General features: G+C 36.0%; 24 protein-coding genes. 13 read left to right on the forward strand and 11 right to left on the reverse strand.

Going from position 1 to position 26,553, the window contains the following annotated elements:
- The first annotated feature begins 59 nt into the window (after positions 1 to 59).
- On the forward strand, positions 60 to 398 hold the full coding sequence (locus DHU68_RS09450; RefSeq protein WP_108822741.1) for a translation initiation factor: 339 nt from the start codon (positions 60 to 62) through the stop codon (positions 396 to 398).
- Complete coding sequence (locus tag DHU68_RS09455) at positions 376 to 3,615, forward strand: exodeoxyribonuclease V subunit beta (RefSeq protein ID WP_108822742.1); 3,240 nt, start codon at positions 376 to 378, stop codon at positions 3,613 to 3,615. Before DHU68_RS09450 ends, DHU68_RS09455 begins: the two co-directional genes overlap by 23 nt.
- A 2-nt stretch (positions 3,616 to 3,617) precedes the next feature.
- Here DHU68_RS09455 and DHU68_RS09460 read toward each other — a convergent pair whose 3' ends face one another.
- From DHU68_RS09460 to DHU68_RS09480, 5 genes are all read right to left on the reverse strand, one after another.
- Positions 3,618 to 4,214 carry a YigZ family protein gene (locus tag DHU68_RS09460; RefSeq protein WP_108822743.1) on the reverse strand — a complete coding sequence of 199 codons (597 nt, stop codon included), beginning with the start codon at positions 4,212 to 4,214 and terminating at the stop codon, positions 3,618 to 3,620.
- Positions 4,215 to 4,346: 132 nt separating this feature from the next.
- A complete protein-coding gene (locus DHU68_RS09465) occupies positions 4,347 to 5,105 on the reverse strand; it encodes a C40 family peptidase (RefSeq protein WP_108822744.1) in 759 nt (252 codons plus the stop codon).
- Between the two features lie 92 nt (positions 5,106 to 5,197).
- A complete protein-coding gene (locus tag DHU68_RS09470; protein ID WP_108822745.1) occupies positions 5,198 to 5,743 on the reverse strand; it encodes a C40 family peptidase in 546 nt (181 codons plus the stop codon).
- Between the two features lie 97 nt (positions 5,744 to 5,840).
- Positions 5,841 to 6,341 (reverse strand): calycin-like domain-containing protein, encoded by a 501-nt coding sequence (locus DHU68_RS09475; RefSeq protein ID WP_160111117.1) that lies wholly within the window; start codon positions 6,339 to 6,341, stop codon positions 5,841 to 5,843.
- A 232-nt stretch (positions 6,342 to 6,573) separates the two neighbouring features.
- Positions 6,574 to 8,751, reverse strand: coding sequence for a glutamine synthetase III (locus tag DHU68_RS09480; RefSeq protein WP_108822747.1), 2,178 nt, complete (start codon positions 8,749 to 8,751; stop codon positions 6,574 to 6,576).
- A gap of 432 nt (positions 8,752 to 9,183) precedes the next feature.
- Here DHU68_RS09480 and DHU68_RS09485 point away from each other — a divergent pair, with 432 nt between their 5' ends.
- The 11 genes from DHU68_RS09485 to DHU68_RS09535 all read left to right on the forward strand — a co-directional run bounded on the left by DHU68_RS09485 (position 9,184) and on the right by DHU68_RS09535 (position 15,733).
- The gene (locus tag DHU68_RS09485) at positions 9,184 to 9,696 is read left to right on the forward strand and encodes a hypothetical protein (RefSeq protein ID WP_108822748.1); all 513 of its coding nucleotides are present in this window, start codon (positions 9,184 to 9,186) and stop codon (positions 9,694 to 9,696) included.
- A 130-nt stretch (positions 9,697 to 9,826) separates the two neighbouring features.
- Positions 9,827 to 10,138 (forward strand): 50S ribosomal protein L21, encoded by a 312-nt coding sequence (rplU, locus tag DHU68_RS09490; protein WP_108822749.1) that lies wholly within the window; start codon positions 9,827 to 9,829, stop codon positions 10,136 to 10,138.
- Between the two features lie 20 nt (positions 10,139 to 10,158).
- The gene (gene rpmA / locus DHU68_RS09495) at positions 10,159 to 10,428 is read left to right on the forward strand and encodes a 50S ribosomal protein L27 (RefSeq protein ID WP_108822750.1); all 270 of its coding nucleotides are present in this window, start codon (positions 10,159 to 10,161) and stop codon (positions 10,426 to 10,428) included.
- Between the two features lie 181 nt (positions 10,429 to 10,609).
- Positions 10,610 to 11,110: a flavodoxin FldA gene (fldA, locus tag DHU68_RS09500; protein WP_108822885.1), complete on the forward strand. Its 501-nt coding sequence runs from the start codon at positions 10,610 to 10,612 to the stop codon at positions 11,108 to 11,110.
- A 12-nt stretch (positions 11,111 to 11,122) separates the two neighbouring features.
- Entirely contained in the window at positions 11,123 to 11,467 is a 345-nt protein-coding gene (locus tag DHU68_RS09505; RefSeq protein WP_108822886.1) for a DUF2023 family protein, read from the forward strand.
- Between the two features lie 176 nt (positions 11,468 to 11,643).
- Positions 11,644 to 12,279 (forward strand): pyridoxamine 5'-phosphate oxidase, encoded by a 636-nt coding sequence (gene pdxH, locus DHU68_RS09510; RefSeq protein WP_108822751.1) that lies wholly within the window; start codon positions 11,644 to 11,646, stop codon positions 12,277 to 12,279.
- Between the two features lie 68 nt (positions 12,280 to 12,347).
- Positions 12,348 to 12,845, forward strand: coding sequence for a Cys-tRNA(Pro) deacylase (gene ybaK, locus DHU68_RS09515; RefSeq protein ID WP_108822752.1), 498 nt, complete (start codon positions 12,348 to 12,350; stop codon positions 12,843 to 12,845).
- A gap of 145 nt (positions 12,846 to 12,990) precedes the next feature.
- Positions 12,991 to 13,221: a 4Fe-4S dicluster domain-containing protein gene (locus DHU68_RS09520; protein WP_108822753.1), complete on the forward strand. Its 231-nt coding sequence runs from the start codon at positions 12,991 to 12,993 to the stop codon at positions 13,219 to 13,221.
- 73 nt (positions 13,222 to 13,294) lie between these two features.
- Complete coding sequence (locus DHU68_RS09525; RefSeq protein ID WP_108822754.1) at positions 13,295 to 14,377, forward strand: 3-methyl-2-oxobutanoate dehydrogenase subunit VorB; 1,083 nt, start codon at positions 13,295 to 13,297, stop codon at positions 14,375 to 14,377.
- Between the two features lie 34 nt (positions 14,378 to 14,411).
- Positions 14,412 to 15,170, forward strand: a complete 759-nt coding sequence (locus tag DHU68_RS09530; protein ID WP_108822755.1) for a thiamine pyrophosphate-dependent enzyme — start codon at positions 14,412 to 14,414, stop codon at positions 15,168 to 15,170.
- Between the two features lie 11 nt (positions 15,171 to 15,181).
- The gene (locus DHU68_RS09535; RefSeq protein WP_108822756.1) at positions 15,182 to 15,733 is read left to right on the forward strand and encodes a 2-oxoacid:acceptor oxidoreductase family protein; all 552 of its coding nucleotides are present in this window, start codon (positions 15,182 to 15,184) and stop codon (positions 15,731 to 15,733) included.
- A gap of 61 nt (positions 15,734 to 15,794) precedes the next feature.
- On the opposite strand, the gene DHU68_RS09540 is transcribed toward DHU68_RS09535, so the two are convergent.
- From DHU68_RS09540 to DHU68_RS09565, 6 genes are all read right to left on the reverse strand, one after another.
- Complete coding sequence (locus tag DHU68_RS09540; protein WP_108822757.1) at positions 15,795 to 16,661, reverse strand: gliding motility protein GldN; 867 nt, start codon at positions 16,659 to 16,661, stop codon at positions 15,795 to 15,797.
- A 15-nt stretch (positions 16,662 to 16,676) separates the two neighbouring features.
- A complete protein-coding gene (gldM, locus tag DHU68_RS09545) occupies positions 16,677 to 18,245 on the reverse strand; it encodes a gliding motility protein GldM (RefSeq protein WP_108822758.1) in 1,569 nt (522 codons plus the stop codon).
- A 43-nt stretch (positions 18,246 to 18,288) separates the two neighbouring features.
- The gene (gldL, locus tag DHU68_RS09550; protein WP_255412478.1) at positions 18,289 to 19,050 is read right to left on the reverse strand and encodes a gliding motility protein GldL; all 762 of its coding nucleotides are present in this window, start codon (positions 19,048 to 19,050) and stop codon (positions 18,289 to 18,291) included.
- Positions 19,051 to 19,191: 141 nt separating this feature from the next.
- Positions 19,192 to 21,366: an SUMF1/EgtB/PvdO family nonheme iron enzyme gene (locus tag DHU68_RS09555; protein ID WP_108822887.1), complete on the reverse strand. Its 2,175-nt coding sequence runs from the start codon at positions 21,364 to 21,366 to the stop codon at positions 19,192 to 19,194.
- 195 nt (positions 21,367 to 21,561) lie between these two features.
- Entirely contained in the window at positions 21,562 to 25,134 is a 3,573-nt protein-coding gene (gene nifJ / locus DHU68_RS09560) for a pyruvate:ferredoxin (flavodoxin) oxidoreductase (RefSeq protein ID WP_108822760.1), read from the reverse strand.
- Positions 25,135 to 25,231: 97 nt separating this feature from the next.
- On the reverse strand, positions 25,232 to 26,425 hold the full coding sequence (locus DHU68_RS09565; protein ID WP_185117502.1) for an ATP-binding protein: 1,194 nt from the start codon (positions 26,423 to 26,425) through the stop codon (positions 25,232 to 25,234).
- Positions 26,426 to 26,553 lie beyond the last annotated feature (128 nt).

Raw genomic sequence — 26,553 nt, forward strand, 5'->3', positions numbered from 1 at the left:
AAATGAGATCTGTTACTTTTGTCACTTTTTAGTTAAAATCTTTTTTTTGATGTACGATTATGAATGACTGGAAAGACCGGCTAAATGTTGTGTATTCTACAAATCCGGACTACAAATACGAAACAGAAGAAGAGAAAGAACAAGATACCCTGCCTAAAGAAAAACAACTATTACGTATTTCTTTAGATAAAAGAAATAGAAAAGGAAAAGTAGTCACCTTAATCACAGGTTTTATTGGAACTACCGAAGACTTGGAAGACTTGGGCAAGTTTCTGAAAGTTAAATGTGGCGTTGGAGGATCGGCTAAGGATGGTGAAATAATTATTCAGGGTGACTTCCGCAATAAAGTATTAGAACTTCTTCAAAAAGAGGGTTATGTCAAAGCACGTATCATTTGATGACGAAATAAATCTACATGTATATAAAGCTTCGGCAGGTTCGGGTAAAACACATCGCCTGACTGCCGAATATTTGTCTATTCTATTTTCGTCTCCGAATGCATACCGCCATATACTTGCCGTAACCTTTACCAATAAAGCTACCGATGAGATGAAGACACGTATCATCGAAGAGCTGGCACATTTAGCCAAAGGAGATAAATCGCCTTACCTGAAAGATTTATCTGAAGAATATGGCTTAAACGAAGAACAGGTAAGAAAAGAAGCTAGAGATATACTGGTCAGAATCTTGCACGACTACTCATCTTTCTCAGTCAGTACCATTGATAAGTTTTTTCAACAAACCATGCGTTCCTTTACTCGCGAAATAGGATTGGGAGGCGGATACAATGTTGAACTTGATACTGATAAGGTTTTAGGAGAGGCAATAGATGATATGCTCTATGACCTGGAGAGCAGTGACAAAAAACTACTATTAGACTGGCTATTACGTTTCTCCGAAGAAAAAATAGAGAATGGAGAAACTTGGAATATAAGAAACGATATACAATCACTTTCTTCCGAAATATTTAAAGAAAGCTACAAGGCATACAGCAATCAAGTACAGTCTGACATATCAGATAAAAAACTGATGACAGACTATAAAGATATGCTATTTTCTATTATACAAACCTTCGAAAAGACATCTCAACAGCTAGGCGAGAAAGGACTGAATATTATATCCCGCTATGGGTTGAAACCTGAAGATTTTAAAGGAGGAACACGCTCTCCTTTTTTCTCTTTAGTCAAGTTAGCAAATAAAGAGATCAATGAACCGACTAAAACTTTTCGAGAACTGGTTGACAATCTTCCCAATTGGTATACAAACAAAACAGGAGGAGGCTTAAGAAGTAAGATAGAAGATGCTTTTCCAGAGCTTAACAGTTGTATAAGTGAAATAGTCAATCACTACGATGATTCTCGCATATATCAAACTGCCTTTGAAATAAATCGCTATTTCTTCACATTGGGAATACTTGGAGATGTTGACAAAAAAATCAGAGAAAATGCTGCCGGAAACAATATTATGCTAATCTCTGACACTACAGAATTACTCAATCGCATTATTGACGGTAACGACTCACCATTCATATACGAAAAGGTGGGGATGCGCATCAACAACTACATGATTGATGAATTTCAAGACACATCAGGGATGCAATGGCAAAACTTCCTGCCATTGGTAAAAGATAGTCTGGCGGCCGGGAATAGTAATTTCATTGTTGGCGATGTCAAGCAAAGTATCTATCGTTGGCGAAACTCGGACTGGAAGCTACTAGACGAACAATTGGACAAAGATTTCGCTAAAGAAGGGATTGACCACGAGACGTTGGATACCAATTGGCGAAGCGCTCGCAACATTGTTAAGTTCAATAATACTATATTTTCTTTAGGCTCTCAACTTCTACAAGAAACTTATAATAAGTCGCTAGAGGATAATGCTGACGAACGATTGCAACCATTCTTTCATCGTATCACAAAAGCATATAATGACCTTTGCCAAAAAATACCAGATCCTCATAAGGATAATGAGGGACATGTACGAGTAGAGTTTATCGATACAGATGAAGGTAACTGGCTAGATTATGCCTTAGAACAACTTCCAGGACAAATAGAACAGCTACAAGACAAGGGCTACAGCCTTAGAGATATAGCAATACTTGTGCGAACAAAAAAAGAAGGAGCAGCCGTAGCAAACAAGTTATTGGATTACAAGAATGAACATCTTGACTCTAATTACAAGTATGATATTATTTCAGACGAAGCCCTCTTTGTTAATAATTCGAAGAGTATAAAATTGATTGTAGCTTTATTGAAATATCTGCACAACCCTTTGGATAGCTCCTTAAAAGCCTTGGCTGTATATGAATATTTCAAATATAATAATCAGCTGGCTCCGGAAGATGCTTTACAAAAGTATTTCTCGGCAAATGAGGATCTTCCTGAAGAGATAGCTTATAAACTTGGTCAGATAAGAGAGTTGCCACTGTATGAAATGACGGAAGAGATTTTCGAGCTGTTTCGTGATGCCATGGAAGACGATGAACAAGTATATATTCAGTCTTTTCTGGATATGGTATCAGACTTCAGTGTAAGAAACTCATCCGACCTAGATGCTTTTATCAGGTGGTGGGACGAAACGGGTATAAACAAAACCATCTATACGCCGGACGGACAAGATGCTATCAGGATTATGACTATCCACAAATCGAAAGGACTAGGCTTTGAGGTTGTGCTTATACCTTTTTGCAATTGGGAAATAGACCATAAACTGACAACAATATTATGGTGCCATCCACAGAGTGAACCTTTCAATCAACTACATTTGGTTCCGGTTAAATATTCACAGAAGTTGAAGAATACAATATTTGACTTCGAGTATTTCAACGAGCGCCTGCATGCATTCATCGACAATCTCAATATACTGTATGTAGCCTTTACCAGAGCTAAAAATGATCTCATCATATTCGCTCCTAAGCCGAAAAAAGATGAGATTAATAATATTTCTTCTCTCTTAAATTCTTCTATCAAGTCTTCTGATGAAAGAATGAGCGAAAGTAAAACCTTCATCAACTTATCTGATTTTTTGGATGAAGAAACAGCTATATTAGAAATTGGCGAAGATTATAAACCTAAGGTTAAAATAAACTCCAGCGAGATAGGTGAAATAAATGTAAATACGCTATCAAGCACACCTTTCGGTGAACGCATCAAGCTCTTGTTAAAAAACAAATATTATTTTTCTGACTCCGGGCAACGCGATTACGGTACATTGATGCACGAAATAGTCAGTCAGGTGCAGACTGAAGCAGATATAGATGATGCTGTAGAAAGATATCATATTTCGGGAGATATTACCATAAGCCAAAAAGAAGAAATCACCTCTTTACTTAAAACATATCTTTCCGATCCCCTTGTTGCCACTTGGTACTCTGGAGAATACAAAGTATTGAATGAAGTTCAAATATTGCAACCAAAGGGTACTTTTAGCCGTCCCGATCGTGTTATGATAAAAGGGAATGAAGCGATTGTAATAGACTACAAATTCGGGGAGAAGGAAGATAAAAAATATATTCGACAGGTAAAATACTATTCAGATCAGATAAGAAAAATGGGGTATAAAAATGTAAAAGGATATATATGCTACATTACATTAGGCAAAGTTCTTGAGATTTAATACTATTCGTCAAATCTCAGGCTTTCTACTTTTTCCAAGCGTCCTTTTAGTTCATCAAATTGTCCTTTACGAATTTCTAGAGTCATCTTGCAATCCATATCATAGCTTTGACTTATAATAGTAGGCTCCATATCTTTTACAATCTTCATTACGTCGTTCATAAAAGGATATTCAAACTCAAAAAAGATTTCGCAATCGACTGTTTTCTCTATGATAGTAGCTTCAGATATTGCTTCAGCAGCGGCTTCTCTATAAGCAACGATCAGGCCACTTGTCCCGAGCTTTATCCCACCAAAATAGCGTACAACAGCAATCAGTATATCAGTCAGTTCATTCGCATTTATTTGCCCTAGAATAGGTTTTCCTGCTGTTCCTGAAGGTTCACCATCATCATTCGCTCTGAAATCTTTTCTCTCAGCTCCTAACATATATGCCCAGCAAACATGACGAGCATCGTAATATTCTTTACGTAATTTATCTATTTCTACTTTGACTTCATCTACTGTGGTCACAGGAATAGCATAAGCTATAAACTTACTTCGTTTCTCTGTATATATAGCTTTTGATGATTCTGTAATGGTTTTATAGACATCTTCCATAGTTGCAAAGATAATATTAATTAAAAATATTTTCTAATATAGATCAATAGAGTAGACTAAGCTTTATAACAAAAAAAGAAGCCTAAGACATTTCATCTCAGGCTTCCCCTAGTATATTATTATAACAATTGACTAATTACGTCCTCCTTTTTTCCAATTACGGCTGTAATATCCTTCATCCAAACGGCTAATAATCACCCCTTTCTTTATTGAAGCATGAACGAATTTCCCTTCACCCAAATAAATTCCAACATGATTGATATATTTCTTGCCAAAAGTAGAGAAGAATACCATATCTCCCGGCTTTAGATCTTCTTTATCATGAATAGATTCTTTCACATTCTTTGCAATTGTAGTACTTACCCGATCTAATTTCTGATCAAATACATTTTTGTAGATGATATTTGTAAAACCTGAGCAGTCAACAGCTTTGCGACTCATTCCTCCTCTTCTATAGCGAGTACCTAGCCAATCTGCAGCCTCTCTGTAAAGATCTAACATAGAAGCATCAGTAATAGTTACTCCCAATACGGAAGAGAGTTCTTCCATCTCTTTACGCTGAATCAATAATTCTTGCAGAGCCTTATTTGTTTTAGTAAGATCTATTTCAGCGAGTAACTGATTTTCTTTTACTATGGTAGATGGCTGGTCTACTATTTTCTGTTCCACTTTAGGTAAAGCTACTGTATTACCTCCTTTGGTTTTAATCTCAATATTCTCTTTATGAGATTTAACTATTTTTACCTTTTTAGGAGTTAATACTGTATTTTTCCCCGATTTATCTTTTTCTTTATTAGGATATAATGTAGTAGCCTTCATCTCAGGAGCAAATGCGCCTGACAATAAGATTGCGACCAACGATACATGTAATAATTTTGAAAGAAAAACCATGTTTTTAATTTTAAATCGGATAAAAATAGAGAATCTATTTCAATATAAAACAATCAATTAGCTTTTTTTAAACATTTTATCCAATTTCAAAATTATTTTAGTCGCCCACCTTTCTTCCATGTACGACGATAGTAATCTTCATACAAATGACTAACTATAACGCCTTTCGATGTAGAAGCATGAACAAAATAGCCATCTTTCAGATAGATACCTACATGATTTATTTTATTCTTTGATGATGTTGCAAAAAAAACAAAGTCTCCCGTTTGTAAATCATTCTTAGAAACTTTTTTCATTTTCATTCTTGACAGATCAGCCGTTGATCGAGGTATTTTCTTCCCATAAACCTTTTGATACATTAAGAAAGCAAAACCCGAACAATCAACTCCTTTGCGAGATAACCCTCCCCCACGATAAGGCACTCCTAACCATAGTGAAGACTCTGCATACAAAGGCATATTTTCATCATCATCTTTATCTAAGTTGCTTAATCTAACACCTAGTTTAGCCGACAAATTAGAAACTTCTGCGGGATCGTACAACAACCGATTACTCGTCATCTTTTGCGAACCACACGAAGAAAACAAAAGAAGAGAAACGACAAACGATAAGAGATAGGCGAATTTATGCTGTTTCATATGATAAAAATTTCAGATAAAGATACTCATAAAAACAGAAGAAGGGTGATTTTATTTCTAAAACCACCCTTTGTATCTAGTAAGATTCGAATCTAAATTATTTTTTATCGCCCGTGAAACTTACTTCCACATCTGGAGTACCTTCAACTCCTCCTAATTTTATCTTTGTAACACTTATATTTAAAATTAGCTTTCCATTTTTCACAGTAGATTGATGTAGCTTTACATCTGCTTTCAATGCACCTTCAGCCAAGCTGTATTCAGATAGAGTAACATCTGCTAATTTTACAACTCCTTCATTTTCTGAAACTGCAGTTGATACTTTGATATCACCTACAGGCATATCCATAAATGTAAAATTATCAAGAGACAATTCTATTGAATTATCTGCTTTTCTGGCAATTTTTATATCTCGTGTTATTGGATCTTGCTCTCCTCCTGCGGTTCCCAAATCAACAACCAACTTCCCATTATATGTTCCTGCAATCTGTGCCGCATAGTCAACAGCCGGATCTTCTTTTTCATCATCTCCACATGCTGTAAAGCCTAAACCTAGAGATAAAACAAACGCTACTAGTAAAAAAAGTTTCTTGTTCATAAGTTTCATATTATTTAGTTAGTAAATTTCGACGTTAAGACTTTAAGTATAAAATCTTGTGTGTTTTATTGAGCGCTACAAAGATAACCTTGTTTCCCCTGATTTTATCTTTAAGATTCTATTTATACACTTTTTATATCTTTTTTTAACAATCAGTTAACCATTCCATATAAAAAGAAACTCTCTGTTTTAATAATTGAAACAGAGAGTCTTTACTGAAATTGTATATCGATTATCTAATAAACAGAAGTTCTCTGTATTTCGCTAACGGCCACATATCATTATCAACTATCAATTCTAATTTATCAACGTGATAACGGATTTCATCCAAATAAGGAGCAACATTGTCGTGATAAGCAATTGCTTTCTCACGTTCCTCTTCTATACTATTCGCTACCTTACGAGCATCTATCATAGCATGCACTTTTGCATTGATTGCATTCACATGATTAGAAATTTTCTCTATCAATCGTAATTGTTCTGCTCCGAGCGTTTTATAATCATCAAAGACCTCTTTCAGTTTCGATACATTAGTCAATAAGATTGATTGGTACGAAATAGCTACTGGAATTATATGATTCAAAGCCAAATCGCCCAACACACGAGACTCAATTTGGATCTTCTTTGTAAAGATTTCCCACTTAACCTCATTGCGAGCATGCAATTCGACTTCTGATAAGATTCCCTCAAAAGTTTTGACACTTTGAGCTGAAGTATAACTATCATATATCAAGGGAACACTTGTTTCACAATCAAGACCACGACGACTAGCTTCCTCTTTCCATTCGTCACTATAGCCATTTCCATCGAAGCGAATAGGACGAGACTCTTTTATATATTTCTTTATTATCTCATACAAAGCTTCTTCTTTAGACTTGCCCTGAGCAATAAGACTATCTACCTCTTCTTTGAATGTTCTCAATTGTTCAGCAACAGAGGCATTCAATGCTGTCATAGCGGAAGCGCAGTTAGCCGAAGAACCCACAGCTCTAAATTCGAATCTATTACCTGTAAAAGCGAAAGGAGAAGTACGGTTGCGATCTGTATTATCTAGCAATATTTCCGGAATTTGCCCTACTCCTAAACTAATTTGTTTCTTACTATCAACTACTATCGCATCTTTTACTGAGCTTTTCTCAAATTTATCCAGGATGTCACTGACTTGACTTCCCAGAAAAACTGAAATGATTGCAGGAGGTGCTTCATTAGCTCCTAAACGATGTGCATTTGTAGCTGAAGATATAGAAGCTTTAAGCAGTCCGTTATTTTTGTGTACTGCAGCTAAAATATTAACTATAAAAGTTATAAAGCGTAGATTATCTACTTTATCTTTTCCTGGCGAAAGTAGGTTGATTCCAGTATCTGTTGTCAGCGACCAGTTGTTATGCTTTCCGGAACCATTTACACCTTTAAAAGGTTTTTCATGGTATAAAATTTTAAAAGCATGCTTACGAGCTACCTTATCCATTACAGACATAACCAACAGGTTATGATCTACCGCCAGATTACATTCCTCATATATAGGTGCTAACTCAAACTGATTTGGCGCAACTTCATTATGGCGTGTTTTCACAGGAATACCTAAAGAATAAGCTTCATATTCCAACTCTTCCATGAATTTTTGTACTCTATCAGGGATTGCTCCAAAATAGTGATCTTCCAGCTGTTGATTCTTCGCACTTTCGTGACTCATCAACGTTCTTCCTGTTAATGCAAGGTCGGGACGAGCCATAAACAAGTCTTCATCAACCAAGAAATATTCCTGTTCCCAGCCAAGGTTTGTTTGTATCTTCTTTACATCTTCATTAAAGTAATGAACAACGGATGTTGCTGCCTTATCAATTGTAGCTAATGATTTCAACAATGGTGTCTTATAATCAAGAGCTTCTCCTGTATAAGAGATAAAGATTGTAGGAATACACAATGTATCTCCAACGATAAATGCGGGAGAAGATGGATCCCAGGCTGAATAACCTCTTGCTTCGAAAGTATTACGCAATCCTCCCGAAGGAAAACTTGAAGCATCCGGTTCTTGCTGAGCCAATAATTTACCCTCAAACTCTTCGATCAAGCCTCCATTACCATCATGTTCTACAAAGGCATCATGTTTCTCTGCTGTACCATCCGTCAAGGGATGAAACCAGTGAGTATAGTGAGTTGCCCCATTTTCTAAAGCCCACATTTTCATTCCTGCTGCTATATGTTCGGCTAGGTTACGATCTACTGCCTCCCCTTTATCGATAGCATTATTTAGCGCCTGAAACGTTTCTTTCGAAAGATATTTAGACATTGCTCTCTTATTAAACACCTTTTCTCCGTAATATTCGGATGTTTTGAATTTAGGTATTTTCACTTCTATCGGTTTTCTTTCCGATGCTATTGCCACTGCTCTAAAACGTAACTTTGTCATAAAAAATGCTATTTCTTGTTTAATACAAACACACTCAAAATTGATGGGACACAATATAAAACAATCGCTGTTTTAAGTATTATTCAAATATAAGAATTATATCTATATTTAAGACTTGTATCGAGCAACACTCACAGAATATTGTTTAACAACAATATAAATAAACTTTGAACGTTTTGATATTATATCAAACAATTTGACGATGCAAATTTCATCTAATTTATTCTATCTCACAAGAAAGCTTAAACTTTTTTATACTAAAAAATGATGCTTTTTGAAGTTAAAATACGACTTGTAAATCTTAGCAGAAATAACGTTTGAACAAAAGGGCTATACAAATCTTTATTATAGCATTATACATAAAACATTTAAGCCTAATTTTAAGATTTATATATATCTTTGCATTACTTTTACAAAACAAATAAATTTCTTATGCGTAATACATTAACTGCTATATTTTTAATATGCTCAATCATAGCAATTACTTCTTGTAGTAAAAACAACGAATATGTAGAATCAACCCTTGACGGAGAATGGACTACTGTCGAACGACATGTTGATATAGATATCGATCCTGATTCTTTGTTGAGTCAAAGTTTCAAGAACTTATACGCCTTAGACGATAAAGACTATATCATCAAACGCGTATTCAGCGAATCTGAGAAAGGGCAAGGACACCTACAAATCAAAGCATTAAACAGAGAAACAGGATATGAAGATCGCTATAGGACAGCCGACTATCATACAGTAAAAGATACTTTATACATAAAAGACTCTGAAGCTGCGCAGACTTCATCTATTTTCAGACTAGACGGAAGAGTTCTCATCACATGGACAAAACTCAAAAAGAAAGATCTTGATTTTATTTATCGAGAAATAGGTGGAGATCCTAATTTAATCCCAGATGATGCTGAAGCAACACTAATAATGAGAGAAGTAAAGTAAGTTTTTCTTCAAAAACATTTGAAAAACTCACCACATTTTATTATCTTTGCCACCCGATTGCCAATAGGCCAAAAAGAAATCACATAAGGTGGTTCGCCTCAGGCACATAACCTGTAATATATAAAAACAGATGTACGTAATCGTAGACATTCAAGGACAACAAATGAAGGTTGAAAAAGACCAAAAATTGTATGTTCACAGAATCAACGCTGAAAATGGAGCTAGCGTAGAATTTGACAAAGTTTTACTAGTAGACAAAGATGGTTCTGTTACAGTAGGAGCACCTACAGTAGAAGGAGCTAAAGTTGTGGTAGAAGTAGTATCTCAAGTAAAAGGAGATAAAGTTCTTGTTTTCCACAAAAAAAGAAGAAAAGGTTATCGTAAACTAAACGGTCACCGTCAACAATTCTCTGAAATTGTAGTTAAAGAAATTATTGCTTAATCAGTTAAAGACAGAAGAAAATGGCACACAAGAAAGGTGTAGGTAGTTCGAAAAACGGCCGTGAATCGGAAAGTAAACGATTGGGCGTTAAGGTATTTGGAGGAGAAGCTGTAAAAGCTGGAAACATCATAGTTCGTCAAAGAGGTACAACTCATCACCCTGGTGACAATGTAGGTATTGGCAAAGACCATACTCTATTTGCTCTTACAGATGGAACTGTAGTTTTCCGTAAAAAAAGAGACAACAGATCTTTCGTATCTGTACTTCCTGCTACTGAAGCAGAAGCTTAAAAATACAGTTTTTAGAATATAAAAAAGCAGTTTGACTAAGTCAAACTGCTTTTTTGCTTTCTAGCTACTAACTAATAATGATAAAGTGTAAAAAAATTCATTATTATTCGGTATTGGTTTAAGTTTATACATCACGTTACTTTGCATTGTACACAAAATGGTAAACTTAAAACAATATACAATGACTAAAATAGGGATATACTACGGTTCTACAACAGGAAACACTCAAGACGTTGCCGAAGAAATAGCTAGAAAGCTAAATATTACTAAAGAAGACATACACGATGTAGCAAAAGCTAATGTAAACTTTTCCCCATATGATCTTATATTATTTGGATCTTCTACAATGGGTTTTGGAGATCTACAAGATGACTGGGAAGACTATATTGACAAAGTTAAAGACGCTGACCTTTCGGGTAAAAAAGTTGCTCTGTTTGGCTGCGGAGACTCATCTTCATACAGCGATACTTTCGGAGATGCAATTGGTAAAATTTATCAGGTAATAAAAGATAAAGGCTGTCAGGTTATTGGACATGTGGAAACCAAAGGATATACTTTTGATGATTCTGAAGCAGTTATAGACAATAGATTCATAGGGCTGCTTATCGACAACGATAACGAATCTGATCTAACAGATGACCGCATTGACAATTGGGTGACACAACTAAAGAATGAAATCTAAGATATGATTGATATGCGTTTTCTTCATCATCTTATTTACGAGTATAAAAAAGGAGTCAGAGATTTTATCCTTTGTACACTTAGCGGTGAATCTGAAGATAAAGTAAAGTTCAAATTAGAAAGAAATGCCATAAAATATGAAATACGTAAACTTGATAATGGAAATATTAATGTATTCTTCGGAAAGGACGAATGCATGAGAGTAGCCAACAAGATATGTATAAATAAACCTCTAAACTTATTAAGCCCTGAAGAAGATTTCATTTTAGGGATTCTGTTAGGATATAGCATCAGTGAGCAATGCTCCAGATATTGCAAAAGACGAAATATTAGAAATAAAGAAAAAGAATATGTTTAACTCATAACTTTTCTATAGATAGTTTTTTTAGTTGATCTGTAATCCTCATAGACGCGATGTCTGTGAGGATTATTTTTTTCGCTATCTTTATTATGTTATTTTGACACCGAAACTCTTTTTCATCTAAACAAAAGTATTACATTCACGTTATATAATAAACACAATAAATATAGAGAATGGATTTATTTGAACTAAGGAGAGATTTCACTCTACAAACATTGAACGAAGAAGATGTACCACAAATCCCAATACCTCTATTTGAACAATGGCTTAAAGAGGCAATAGAAGCGAAAGCACTAGAACCCAATGCAATGAATATTGCAACAGCAACTCCAGAAGGGAAACCCTCTTCCAGAACGGTTCTTTTAAAACAAGTAGCAAATGATGGTCTTATTTTTTTCTCTAACTACGACAGCAAAAAAGGAAAACAGATCGAACAAAATAAATACTGCGCTCTAACATTCGTCTGGCATGAGCTAGAGAGACAAGTTAGAATAGAAGGAATAGTGGAAAAGACTTCAGATACAGTATCAGACCTCTACTTCGAATCTCGCCCCGAAAAGAGTAAGCTTGGAGCCTGGGCATCTCCTCAGAGTGAAGCAATTCCAAACAGAGAATATTTAGAAAACTTAATAACTGACTTTGAAACTAAATTTTCAAATAAAGAAATTGCTCGTCCATCAAATTGGGGAGGATATATCGTAACCCCTTATTTAATAGAATTTTGGCAGGGAAGAAGTAGTCGTTTGCATGACAGAATTCAATACTCTTTAGAAAAAAACAGCTGGAAAATTGAGCGTCTTGCCCCATAAAAGGTTATATTCACATTCTGAAACTATCTAAATTACAGAATAAAATAGGCCCCATCTACCAGATTCTGATGAAAATAGAAAAAACAAATGCAGTCAGACTACTCGATAAAGAGAAGATTCCTTATGAATTAATCTCATACGAAGTTGATGAATCTGACCTTAGCGCAACTCACGTTGCAGAACAACTACAAGAAAATGTAGAGCAAGTATTTAAGACACTGGTTTTAAAAGGAGACAAAACCGGAAATTTCGTTTGTATAATACCTGGAGCAGAAGAATTAGACCTAAAAAAAGCTGCAAAATTATCAGGAAATAAAAATTGCGAAATGATTCCCATGAAGGAACTACTTCCCACTACCGGATATATTAGGGGAGCATGCTCACCTATCGGGATGAAAAAATTATTCCCTACATATATACACAACTCTTTTCATAGTTTTGACACCATCTATATTAGTGCCGGAAAAAGAGGGTTGCAAATACAAATAAATCCAACAAACTTAATAAATATGATAAAAATAAAATCAGGAGATCTTATCCTGAACCAACACTATACAGATAGTTAACAATAAGTTTTCTATCTTTTTTGCATAAATAAGTCTTATTTTATTACTTTATCAAACCAAATTCTTGTTTCAACAAAGGCTTAAATTAATGTAAGAAAATTTGATCTTGGTAATTTTGAGTAAAAGCTTAATATAATTTTATAAAATGGCTAAAATAAAAGGAACTGTGGTAGTAAACGAAGAACGTTGCAAAGGATGTAACCTTTGTGTTGTATCGTGCCCTTGTGATGTTCTGGAACTACAACCACGTAATGTAAATCAGAAAGGATATCATTTTGTATATATGAAAAATCCTGATGATTGTATAGGATGTGCAAATTGTGGCTATGTATGCCCCGATGGCTGCCTAACTATCTATAAAAAGAAATTTGAATAGCAACAACGAGTTACTACACAACAAAAAGCACTAGCAAAGCTATCGGTAATTCGTTCTAACCAAATTAGAATTTATGTCAAAAGAAATATTTTTAATGAAAGGCAATGAAGCGATTGCTCATGCCGCCATCAGATACGGAGTAGATGGATATTTTGGGTATCCTATTACCCCACAATCAGAGATTATGGAAACCTTAATGAGCGAGGCCCCTTGGAAAACAACCGGAATGGTTGTTCTGCAAGCAGAAAGCGAAACAGCCTCTATTAATATGGTTTACGGAGGTGCAGGATGCGGAAAGGCAGTTATGACCTCTTCTTCTAGCCCTGGTATGAGCCTTATGATGGAAGGAGTATCTTACATTGCGGCAGGAGAACTCCCATGCTTACTTGTAAACGTAATGCGTGGAGGTCCCGGTTTAGGTACAATACAACCCTCTCAAGCCGACTATTTCCAAGCAGTAAAAGGAGGAGGACATGGTGATTATAAATTAATAACATTGGCTCCTGCATCGGTACAAGAAATGGCGGACTTTGTTACTCTTGGATTTGATCTTGCATTCAAATATCAAACCCCTGCTATGATCCTGACAGATGGTGTAATAGGTCAAATGATGGAAAAAGTAACCCTCTCTCCATACAAACGTCGCAGAACAGATGCTGAGATAAGAGAGCAATGCCCTTGGGCTACACTAGGGAAACCCAAAGGTAACAAGCCTAATGTAATTACAACATTAGAACTTGATTCTCACAAAATGGAGATTATCAATTTGCGCCTGCAAGCCAAATACAAAAAAATAGAAAAAGAGGTATGTTTATATCAGGAGGTTAATTGCGAAGATGCAGATTACATACTGGTTGCTTTTGGATCTGCGGCTCGTATATGCCAAAAAGCAGTTGAACTTTCTCGTTCAAAAGGTATAAAAGTAGGGCTTATTCGTCCCATTACATTATGGCCATTCCCTTCCGATATCCTGAACCAATATGCTTCTAAGACTAAAGGAATGCTGACTGTAGAAATGAATGCAGGACAGATGGTAGAAGATGTTCGCCTTGCTGTTAATGGAAAAGTAAAAGTCGAACATTTCGGACGATTAGGAGGCATCGTACCTACTCCTAGCGAGGTAGTAGATGCTTTAGAAATAAAATTCGGTCTATAATCAGACCTTTTTCAATCACTAAATTTAGAAAAGAATGAGCACAATTATAATTGATCCGGCAAATTTAGTATATGCAAAACCCGAGTTGATGAATGACGAGGAAATGCACTACTGTCCTGGGTGTTCTCATGGTGTTGTTCACAAACTGATTGCTGAAGTGATCAGCGAAATGGACTTGAGAGAAAAAACAATTGGAATAGCCCCTGTAGGTTGCGCTGTTTTTGCATACAATTATTTAGATATAGACTGGCAAGAGGCAGCTCATGGTCGTGCGCCTGCATTAGCAACAGCTGTAAAACGTCTTCTCCCTGACAGGATGGTTTTCACCTACCAAGGAGATGGAGACTTAGCTGCAATAGGGACTGCAGAAACAATACACGCTGCAAATCGTGGAGAAAACATAGCCATCATATTTATAAATAACGGGATTTACGGTATGACGGGAGGACAAATGGCTCCTACTACCCTACCCAACATGAAAACATCTACATCTCCTGATGGTAGAGACATCAATGAAAATGGGCATCCGCTAAAGATACTAGATCTTTTGGCTAAACTTGATGGAGTCTGTTTAGCTACACGCCAAAGTGTACATACAGCAGCTTCTGTAAAGAAAGCTAAACGAATGATAAGAAAAGCTTTTGAAAACTCGATGGAAAACAAAGGTACTTCTATTGTAGAAATAGTATCTACTTGTAGTTCGGGATGGAAAATGACTCCCGCTCAATCAAACGACTGGATGGTAGAAAATATGTTTCCTGCATATCCGCTTGGAGATTTAAAGAATATCTAAAACACAAGAAAATGACAACAGAGATAATTATAGCTGGTTTTGGAGGACAAGGAGTTTTGTCGATGGGAAAGATATTAGCATACTCAGGATTGATAGAAGACAAGGAAGTTTCATGGTTTCCATCATATGGCCCTGAACAACGAGGAGGTACTGCTAATGTAACAGTCATATTAAGCGATGACCCTATCAGTTCACCAATCGTAAACGAGTATGATATAGCAATTATATTAAATCAACCATCTTTAGAAAAATTCGAACCTCATGTTAAGCCCGGAGGTATTTTGATATATGACCCAAGCGGCTTCCAGCATCCACCGACAAGGAAAGATATTTATATATACAAAACAAAAGCGATAGATACTGCTACCTTGATGCAGAACTCAAAAGCCTTTAATATGATCGTTCTTGGCGGATTGCTCAAAGTTAGTCCTATGGTCAAACTGGAAAATGTCATGCTGGGACTTAAAAAATCACTTCCGGAAAGACATCACAAACTACTTCCAATGAATGAACAAGCCATTCTAAAAGGGATGGAAATTATAGAAGAAGTTCACACACCCTGACAAATAAAAAAAACGCCTGATTAAAATTAATCAGGCGTTCTCATTATATATCGCAAATATCTTATCTTCTATTTTGAGCTGTATAAAATCTAGATTGAATATAGTCTAATTCATTCTCTATACGTATACGCTCATTTATTAATTCTTGCATATCTGTAAAGTGATGAGATAATTGTCTCAATCCCACTTGATAGATACAACCTCTATAATATCTATTATTAATGATATCAGACATAGAAGCATTAGTTAAAGCAGGAAGAACATTCTTGAAAGAAACTAAAGTCTCTGATCTTGATAAATATGCACTTATATCATCCATAGAGATCCAAAATAAAGGGAAATATTTTCCTCTTTCGAACAAAACAGGACAGATATGAGTTACTCTAGCTTCTCCTTTTGATGTTTTAGAGTCGAAATGCCATTTTTCTTTTACCAAGTAATAAGTTATATCCTCAGATGGGATATCGCTTCTTTTTACTGCATATGTTCCATCTGTATTAACAGTAAAAGGAATTGCGCACTCTTTCAAAGCTTCAGCACCTTCCAGACGATTTTCTGAATCTAAGATAGGTTGAGGATTAAACTTATAAATAGGAGTTTTGTTTGCACTCATTAGATCTACCAATAATGTAAAAAGATTTACATCTCTTTCATTTGTCTTTATAGGTAGAAAGAAAGAATCATTTCCATATGTATCTTTCCCTATTTGTCTGTAGATATCTTTTGACCAAGTTGATGTAGAAAAATCATTTTTAAAGCTTTCTATAATAGAGAATTCTCTAGTACTTGGTGATGCAACTACAGCCTCTATTTCATAAGATACAACATCTACCTGATCGACTACTTTTTCTTTAATTATGTTGTCTTGTGCAATAAGCGAGCTACAAAAGAAAAGCCCACTAAGCATAAATGAAACAATATATTTCATAATACAATATTTGTGTTAATTAATTCTTACTACCATTGTGTTAAGTTCTCTCTCCCCATCAGGTCCTTTAACCTTAATCTTTGTAATAAACAATTCAGAACCTCTAGCTAAGCGCTTGATCTGCTCTTTTTGCCTATCTGAAAATTTGGCTCCATTTGACAATTCCGGAGAAGCATTATTCATTGCGTCAAGAGAAAGAGTCGTAAAGCTTGTTACTGTAAACGGAATATTTAAAATTCCATCATCAATTGCAGCTTTTAATTCATCGGTGCCCAAAAGAACTGATCTTGAAAGATTTCCTCTTTTAAACATTTTAGCTTTCCCTTCTGCATCATTATAGGCTATGTATGGTGTAGGGTCAGGTAATCGTCTTATACGAAATTCTTTACCCGCGACAATTGTTCTTAAAGCTCCGTTTACTCTTGCCGAAACCGAAATCACAAATTTCTGTCCTACTTGAGCTGTAGCAGGTGCAGCAACCCAGTTTTTACCAGACTTAGTCAATGTTCCTCCTTTTACTGCTGTTGCTACAATATCTTGACTAGGTATTCCGGGAACCGAAATACTTATTTCATTCGGAATTCCGGCATATACAACATCCATCAAAAGAGGAGCAATAGTAGCCATTGGTTCAATAACAGTATATTCTTGTGTAAAATCTCTACGCAAAGAATTTCCCATCCGATCCAACAACTCTATATAACCATTAAATGATTTTGTTCCTACAGAAGCTGTGCCTACTTCATACAAACCATTATTATCTAATGGCAACTCTTTACCATCAATTACAACCTTAGGGCGCTGAGTAGTATCTACTGCAGCGAGAATAACATTTGCCCGATACGGAAGACCTTGCATTACTATATTGGACTGAGGAACTACAAATGCACTCAATTCATTAACACGCAAGTCTTTCACATCAATATCCTGAACTAGATTATTCAGCACCTCTCCTTCAGCTTGTCTAACATTCATCTCCAACTCTGTAAGTAGAGTTACAGCTGCAATACTAGGCATATTCTCGAAGGAAGCCTGCAACCAGTTCTTTCTATCTTTTCTAGCCCTTTCAGATGGCTCTGTAGATAAAGTTCTCCTTACTACATTTTGTTTGATACTATCCGAAATATACACGAGCATATTTTCTCTATATGCATCCAACATTTCTTTTAGTCTTTTTCCTTGTCCGCCGACAGGAGCCATCATCACTTCAGAAGAGGGACCTAATTTATCTTTTTTCTTAAGATTATCAGCATCTGCATCAGATCCATCAGTCTTTCGAGCAATATCTTCTTTCAATTTTTGAATAAACAGAACGACCGAATCGGACTGCAACTTTACCTTCTTAGAAAGCTCGTATGAGTCTCTCGTTTTTTCAGGATTACTAGTATACGATACATTTATATCTGAATAAAGCTTCTCGTTACGTTCATCTGCAATCTTAATTGATTCCTGAAGATTATCGTTCATCAACACAAACCCATCTAAGACTTCTGTGGATATATTTAAGGCAAGCATAGCGATAAAAACCAGATACATCAGATTTATCATCTTCTGCCGAGTCATTTGCCCTTTACTTAATGCCATCAGTTATCTCTTTTTAATTACTAATATTTAGCCTTTGCCAAAATTAGAAATTATTGGGGTTCATATTATTGTTATTATTATTTGTAGTCATCGCCTGCAACAGACGTGCATATACATTATTCAATGCTTCAATATGCTTAGTCATTTTAGCTGTTTCCTCTCTGAACATATAGCTATCACCAATAGCTCCATCATAGAGATTCTTCATTCTTTGCAGACTATCATTAATATATCTGATGGCGGACATTTGCTCTGTTATTGTTTGCAACTGACCATTGAACACATCATTTAGTCCTTTAATATTCTCATTTAATGTCGCAAGATTTTCAGCAAACTCGTGTGTCCCTGAAAGCTGTTTAGATATATCTTCTATTTTCTTTGAAGTATCATCTAAAGATTGTGCTACACCAGGATCAAATGCGCGATGAGCACTTTGTTGATCAACTGGTATAGTTTGAGTTCCAACAGAAGCCGAATTAACTACACCTCCTCGAGGATCTCCAGCAATCACAACTACAGAACCTTGTTGATTCATTGTTTGCTTATCCATCTTGTTCTTATTGGATGGTATGGCTTCTACTGCCGGAGTTATAGCAGAACCTCCTCCTATAATTACACCCGCTTGCCCCCCATCCGATGATGGGACATCATGAGAAGAATAGTCTAGTCCTGCCGCAATAAAGACAAGGACTTCAACTATCATTCCCGCCATTAAAATCCAATCACCACCAGGGAAATGCATGATTTTGAACATAACACCAAGTATAACTACGGCAGCACCCCAGCTATAAATGATATTAAACATTATCTGTCCTTTTCTACTTGCAAGAAAACGTTTTAGATTATGAGCTACATTCCCCATTGTTGTATTTCAACGAATATAATTAAGACTTTTTACTACTAATAATAATACAACGTCTAAAATTGTTTTTTATTATTATTGAAATTATCTGATTTTACCTTTTTCATCAACACCCCATGTTCTCACACATCTGAAGCCGATATAAGAACGAGATTTATCTTGAAATTCGATAGTTCTATCACCAGCCTTAACTGATGCATCTTTCCAAGAACCACCTTTTACTATTTTACGTTTTAGTATAGCCGGATCAGACAATGTAGCTCTATAGCTAAAGTCAGGATTAACTTCATCTGTCATACGATCGATAGATTCTGTATAAGATGTAACAGTCCATTCGGCAACATTGCCCACCATATCATACAAACCAAATCGGTTAGGCAAGAAAGTAGCTACCGGAGATACTAAATCTTTTAAATCTTCAGATGCTCTAAAGTTTGCATGAGCTAATCCCTCTGTTGTATGAGTTTTATCCGAGTACCATGAATAATCTAAATCTGAACGTCCATTTCTTGCAGCAAATTCCCATTCTGCTTCAGTAGGTAGACGATATCCTTCAAAACCACTCAAGTCACATTTACCTTCTGCGATGTAACGATCGGTTCTCCAAGCACAATAAGCTTCTGCAGCATCCCAGCTAACGCCAACCACAGGATGATTGTCATAAGCCTTGGTTGTAAAATAATTTTTCACATATTGTTCGCCTTTTGCATTAGCAAAATCTGTTGCCCAAGCATTTTCGTTTGGATAAATATTTACTATATATGTATGAGTAAAATCGACTGGATTACCGAAAGACTCTCTCGAAAGCGTTTCTCTAACAATTTCACCTCTAGTATTTACATAAGCTGTATCTTTTGCAATAACAATAGAATTCGCTTCGCCTGATTGCTTTTTAGAAATGAATTGATAAAAGCTTTTTGTATCAAACCAGTCATATTTAAAATTCATAGCAGACGGGATTATACTAGTTTGCATTGAATTAACCGAACTTGGACCAACTACACTTGCAATAGCCTCAGCTTCTCTAGCTGTTGGATTCTTCCAAGGAATTGGTTTTAACCAATTCACACGCTGACCTACCGAACCGTATTCACCCGACATGTCTTTTTCAGGTCTTACTAATACTTTAAATGTAGGATCACCACCAAATTTAGGATCAGATAAGCGTTCTCTGATAATAGAGTCACGTACCCAATATACAAATTCTCTATATTGTTTATTTGTCACCTCTGTTTCATCCATCCAGAAAGGACTTACTGCTACAAGTTTACGCGGCACAGTATCACCCCATAGAGGGTCAATTCCTGTCCCCATTTCAATATTTCCTCCAGGAACGAGAACCATCTTATCACATGCTCTGGCAATATTGTATGGTTGAACTAAACGTGATTCAATAGCAGGGTCAATGTATCTAGGTTTACCAAATTTATAAGTTACCCCTAAAGTAGCTTGAGCAATTCCATTATTACTAAAGTCTCCTTTTTGTCCATCAAACTCATCTGAGAGTAACACACCTCTTCCTTCAAGATAAACTTGGAAGTTCTTAGCAAAAGTAAAAGCAATGTGCCCCCCTACGCTACCACCAAGAAATGTATTATTCAGAGTTCCATGATGAGCAAAGCGTTGATATATACCTAATCCCACAAAAGGATAAATCTCCCATTTACGCAATGGTGTGTATCCGTTTATAGCATTAAGAAAGTTTAAAGCGACATCTCCTGTAGCACTAAAATAACGCATATGCTGCATATAATAATGTCCGTTTTCTTTCCAACCGGTAGGATGCCAAACATCAACACCAGACATATCAACCTTACCATAAGCATAGTCTACACCTTCAACCATACCTAGATAATCCCAATAAGGGTCTTTAGTCATATTTTTAATATCCAAACCAGTGGATCCGTCTTTCCCCCAACGGGTGTACGTTCCATTATACCCATCATTAAATCCGTGCAAAGAACCGCCGGATAACTGCAAACGAAGAATAAGCAAATTACCTATCCTACGTCCGATAGTAAGCGTTGGAGCCAAAGTTATTCTTTGGTTCAAACTAATTCTATTTCCAGGAACACCATTGTCGTCTTCCCCGAAATACACTTGTCCCCCTGCTCCTAATGAGATAAACCAGAGAGGATCTTTAAGCAAATATTCATTTCTTGAAGGAACTGAATATAGTCCAGATTGATCAGTTTGTGCATAAGACACTATTGATACACAGATCAATAACAGTGAAGTTAGTAAAGTTTTTTTGTTCATAAGTTTCATGTCAGTTGTAATAACTCTATATAACAAGTGGAGCAAAGATAATACATATTTTTAATTAAATTAATATTTTAACATGTAAAATAACACAAGTATACATAGAGTAACATTCTACATCTCTTTATTTTACATAAAACAGGGTAGATCCACACTGAGATCCACCCTGTAGTTTATAGAAATCAAGAATTATTAATTCTGCAATTCGGAAGTTTCATCAAACTTATCATAAACATCTGCTGCCATACGTTTATAGCTCTTATAACGCCACATAGCATTATTTTGCGCCGCTTCGTACAACTCTTGAGATTCACTTGGATTTGATTTCTGGAGAGAAGTATAACGCACTTCACCTCCTAAGAACTCTTGGAACTTAGACCAATCTGGTTCTTTACTATCTAATGTGAATGGATTTTTTCCTTCTTCTTCCAACATTGGATTGTAACGCCACAAGTGCCAGTATCCACATGCAACAGCTGCTTTTTCTTCATCCTGTGCATGTCCCATGCCTTTTCTTAATCCGTGACTAATACAAGGAGAGTAGGCTATTACTAAAGATGGTCCTTTATACTCTTCTGCTTCTTTAATAGCTTTCAAGCATTGTCCCTGGTTTGCCCCCATAGCAACTTGAGCTACATAAACATAACCATAAGTAGTTGCAATCATACCTAAGTCTTTCTTACGAACCTTCTTACCTGCCGCAGCAAATTTAGCAACCGCTGCTACTGGTGTCGATTTAGAAGATTGACCTCCTGTATTAGAATAAACCTCAGTATCAAGAACAAGGATATTCACATCTTCTCCTGATGCAATCACATGATCGAGACCTCCGAAACCTATATCATATGCCCAACCGTCACCACCAAAGATCCAGATAGAACGTTTTACAATATATTGTTTAAGATCTAGCAATTCTTTACATCTAGGACAACCTTGAGCACTTCCAGCTTCTAGAGCTACTACGATTTGAGGCTGCAGTTCTTTTGTTTTATCAGCATCATTTTTATTATCGACCCAAGATTGGAATAAATCTTTCACCTCTTGAGGTGTATGTTCTGAATCAATTCCTTCTTTCATCAATTTCTCAATACGATCACGCATGGTAATATTAGCCAAAGCAAAACCTAATCCGAACTCCGCATTATCTTCGAACAGAGAGTTAGCCCAAGCTGGACCCTTACCCTCTTCATTCTTACGATAAGGTGTAGAAGGAGCAGAACCTCCATAGATAGATGTACAACCTGTTGCATTAGCAATCATCATACGATCACCGAACAACTGTGTAATCAATTTTATATAAGGAGTTTCTCCACAACCAGAACATGCGCCTGAGAACTCAAACAAAGGAGTTGCAAACTGAGAGTTCTTCACATTCAGTTTTGTATCTACTAAATGAGCTTTACTTTTCACATTCTTGATCATGAAATCCCAATTATCTTGTTCTGGGAATTGACCGCCAATCTCAACCATTTTAAGAGCAGAGTTGCCTTTTTTACCTGGACAGATATCAGCACAGTTTCCACAACCCAGACAGTCTAATACATCCACTTGAATACGGAATGCCATACCGTCAAATTGTTTTCCTTGCGCTTTCAACAATGTTACATCTGCAGGAGCTTTCGCTTGTTCTTCCGCATCTAATACAAATGGACGAATAGTTGCGTGAGGACAAACGTAAGCACATTGATTACACTGAATACAGTTTTCAGCTTCCCATACAGGAACAAAAGCCGCAACCCCACGTTTTTCGTATTCGGTAGTACCATGATCCCATGTACCGTCTTCACGTCCCACAAATACTGAAACTGGAAGATCGTAACCACGTTGAGCATTTACCGGACGAACTACTTTTTTGATAAATTCAGGAGCATCATCCTCTTCTGGCTTACCAACAACTATATTAGCCCATTCTGCAGGAACTTCTACTTTTTCTATTTCATCACCACGATCTACAGCTGCATAGTTTTTCTTAACAACATCTTCTCCTTTACGTCCGTATGATTTTACAATGAATTTCTTCATTTGTTCTACAGCTAAATCGTAAGGGATTACTCCTGAGATTTTAAAGAATGCCGACTGAAGGATAGTATTAGTACGTCCTCCAAGACCTATTTCTGTAGCAATCTTAGTTGCATTGATAATATAGAAGTTGATATTATTTACTGCTAAATATTTTTTCACATTATCAGGTAGATAATTTCCAACTTCCTCTTTACTCCAAACAGAGTTTAGAAGGAATGTACCATTCTTCTTCAAACCTTTAGTCACATCATAAAGATGAAGATAAGCAGGCACGTGACATGCTACGAAGTTTGGAGTATTCACCAAATAAGTAGAACGAATTGGATGATCACCAAAACGAAGGTGAGAAGCAGTAAAACCTCCTGATTTCTTAGAGTCATAGGCAAAATACGCTTGACAGTATTTATCAGTATTTTCACCGATAATCTTAACAGTATTTTTGTTAGCACCCACTGTACCATCAGAACCTAAACCGTAGAATTTAGCTTCGTAATTAGATTCGTCTACAGAAACTTCTTCTTTTAGAGGAAGTGATTTGAATGTAACATCATCTACAATACCTATAGTAAAATCATTCTTAGGCATGTTCATTGCTAGATTCTCATATACAGACATGATCTGTGCAGGAGTAGTATCTTTAGATGAAAGTCCATAAATACCACCAACAACAGTTGGAGCATCTGGTTTTCCATAAAAACAGTCTTTAACATCCATATATAATGGCTGTCCAAGAGCTCCCGGCTCTTTTGTACGATCAAGAACTGCTATTTTTGTAGCTGTTTTTGGAACTGCAGACAAGAAAGCTTCAGCTTTGAAAGGACGATATAAGTGAACTGCTACCAATCCTACTTTTTCTCCCTTCGCTGTCAAGAAATCAATTGTTTCTTTAATAGCCTCTGTAACAGAACCCATCGCAATGATTACTCGGTCTGCATCTTCTGCTCCATAATAATCAAACAATCCATATTTACGTCCTGTAATTTTAGCTATTTCAGCTAAATATTTTTCTACAATTTCAGGAACTGCATCATAGAATTTATTTGCAGCCTCACGAGACTGGAAGTAAATATCATCATTCTGAGCAGTACCACGTGTTACCGGGTTTTCTGGATTTAACGCTCTCTCGCGGAACTCTTTTAATGCTTTTTGATCAATTAATGGAATCAAATCTTCTTGCTCCATTAATTCAACTTTTTGTATTTCGTGAGAAGTACGGAACCCATCAAATATATTCATGAATGGGATTCTTGACTCTAGAGTAGCTAAGTGAGGAACTGCTGATAAATCCATTACCTCTTGAACCGACCCTGAGAAGAACATTGCAAAACCTGTTTGGCGTGCAGCCATTACGTCTTGATGGTCTCCAAAGATAGATAAAGCTTGTGCTGCTAAAGCACGAGCCGATACATGAAATACACTTGGCAATAATTCCCCTGCAATTTTATACATATTAGGAATCATCAACAACAGACCTTGCGAAGCTGTATACGTTGTTGTCAAGGCTCCTGCTTGTAACGAACCATGCAGAGCACCTGCCGCTCCTGCTTCAGACTGCATTTCTTGCACTTTAAGTATTTCGCCGAATATATTTTTTCTTCCGGCTGCAGCCCACTCATCTACATATTCTGCCATAGTAGACGATGGGGTGATTGGATAAATCGAAGCTACCTCACTGAACATATAAGATATATGTGCAGCTGCCTGATTACCATCACATGTTAAGAATTTCTTTTGTTTAGCCATACTTTCTTTGTAATAGTTGATTATCTTTTAGTTTCTCTATTATCAATTTATATAATCATAGCCTGGATAGAGTTATCCAAACTTTCATATTTCTATTTTAGTACAAAAAGCCAAAAAGCCAAAGAGGAATAACATTTTTCTCTCCCTTATCCATATTGCCTACAGCATATAATAGATCAGATTTATGTTTACCTCGTCCCTTTTGCCCTTCTATTTTAAATTTATATTTAACTCTATTATTATCTGTTACTATAAACATTCCTACTTTCGGCCCCTTATTCAACTTACTATCGCTATGATGAAGCTGGTTGTAAAAGAAAGTTTCTCTTAAAGCCTGATCTTCTACCGGTTCTGAGTTTAGAGGAAACATTAGATTTGTATTATGCATATACACCAAATCCGGTTTCTTAGGATACTCTTCTCCTTCTTTATATAACATATTTATCAACCTTGCACTTTTCAGGTATTCCAAATAGTTAGTTACTGTAGCTCTCGATATTTCGCAATCGACACTAAGTTGGCTTATATTAGGTTTCCCCGGAGAAGTATGAGATAATAAATAAAGTAACTTCCGTAATTTAGGTAAATATGTCTGTTCAATTTGCCGGATAGATAGTACATCTACTTCAAGCATCATATTTACTGTTTTAAGTAGGTTTTCAGAAAAATTTCTTTTTTCCAAATAAAAAGGGTAATAACCATGATGCAAATATGCCCAAAAATGATCTAAAGGTCTTACCTTAGAGCAGATATCTTCTGCTATTTTTTCATGATTAGCTATTATTTCTTTTAAGCTATAAGGCTTAAATCGCTCACCTAGCTGAATATTCAGAAATTCTCTGAATGAAAACCCTCGTAAGTTATAAACACTAACAATCGAAGACAACTCTTCGTCTTCGTCTAGTTTCATTACAGTTGACCCTGCAAAAACAATCTTCAACTGAGGAAACTTCTCATGACATTCACGTAATTCTTTCGACCAATTAGGATATTTATAAACCTGATCTAAGAGTAGTGTACGGCCTCCCATTTCTACAAATTCTTGTGCAAAACTAGTAATGGTTCGCACAGTAAAGTAAAACTGGTTCATGTTCATGTAGAGGCAATCTTTCTTCTCTAAATCAAAGAATTCTTTTGCATATTGAAGCAGAAAGGTTGTTTTACCAACTCCTCTGGTCCCCTTTATGCCAATTAATGATTGAGTCCAATCAATCTGCTTTATTAATTGACGCGGAATAACCCCATCAAGATGCTCTACTAAATACCTATGTGTACGAAAGAATGCTTCCACTCTAAATATCACTTTATTAAATCTCACGAAGATAGTTCTTTTTTCACGTCATTGCAATGTCAAGATAGCAAATTTAATCTTTTTTTTTACACTTTTGTGCAAATAAAAGCGTAAGGAACACATATAAC

The organism is Dysgonomonas sp. Marseille-P4361, from assembly GCF_900343125.1.
In the GTDB taxonomy this organism is placed as follows: domain Bacteria; phylum Bacteroidota; class Bacteroidia; order Bacteroidales; family Dysgonomonadaceae; genus Dysgonomonas.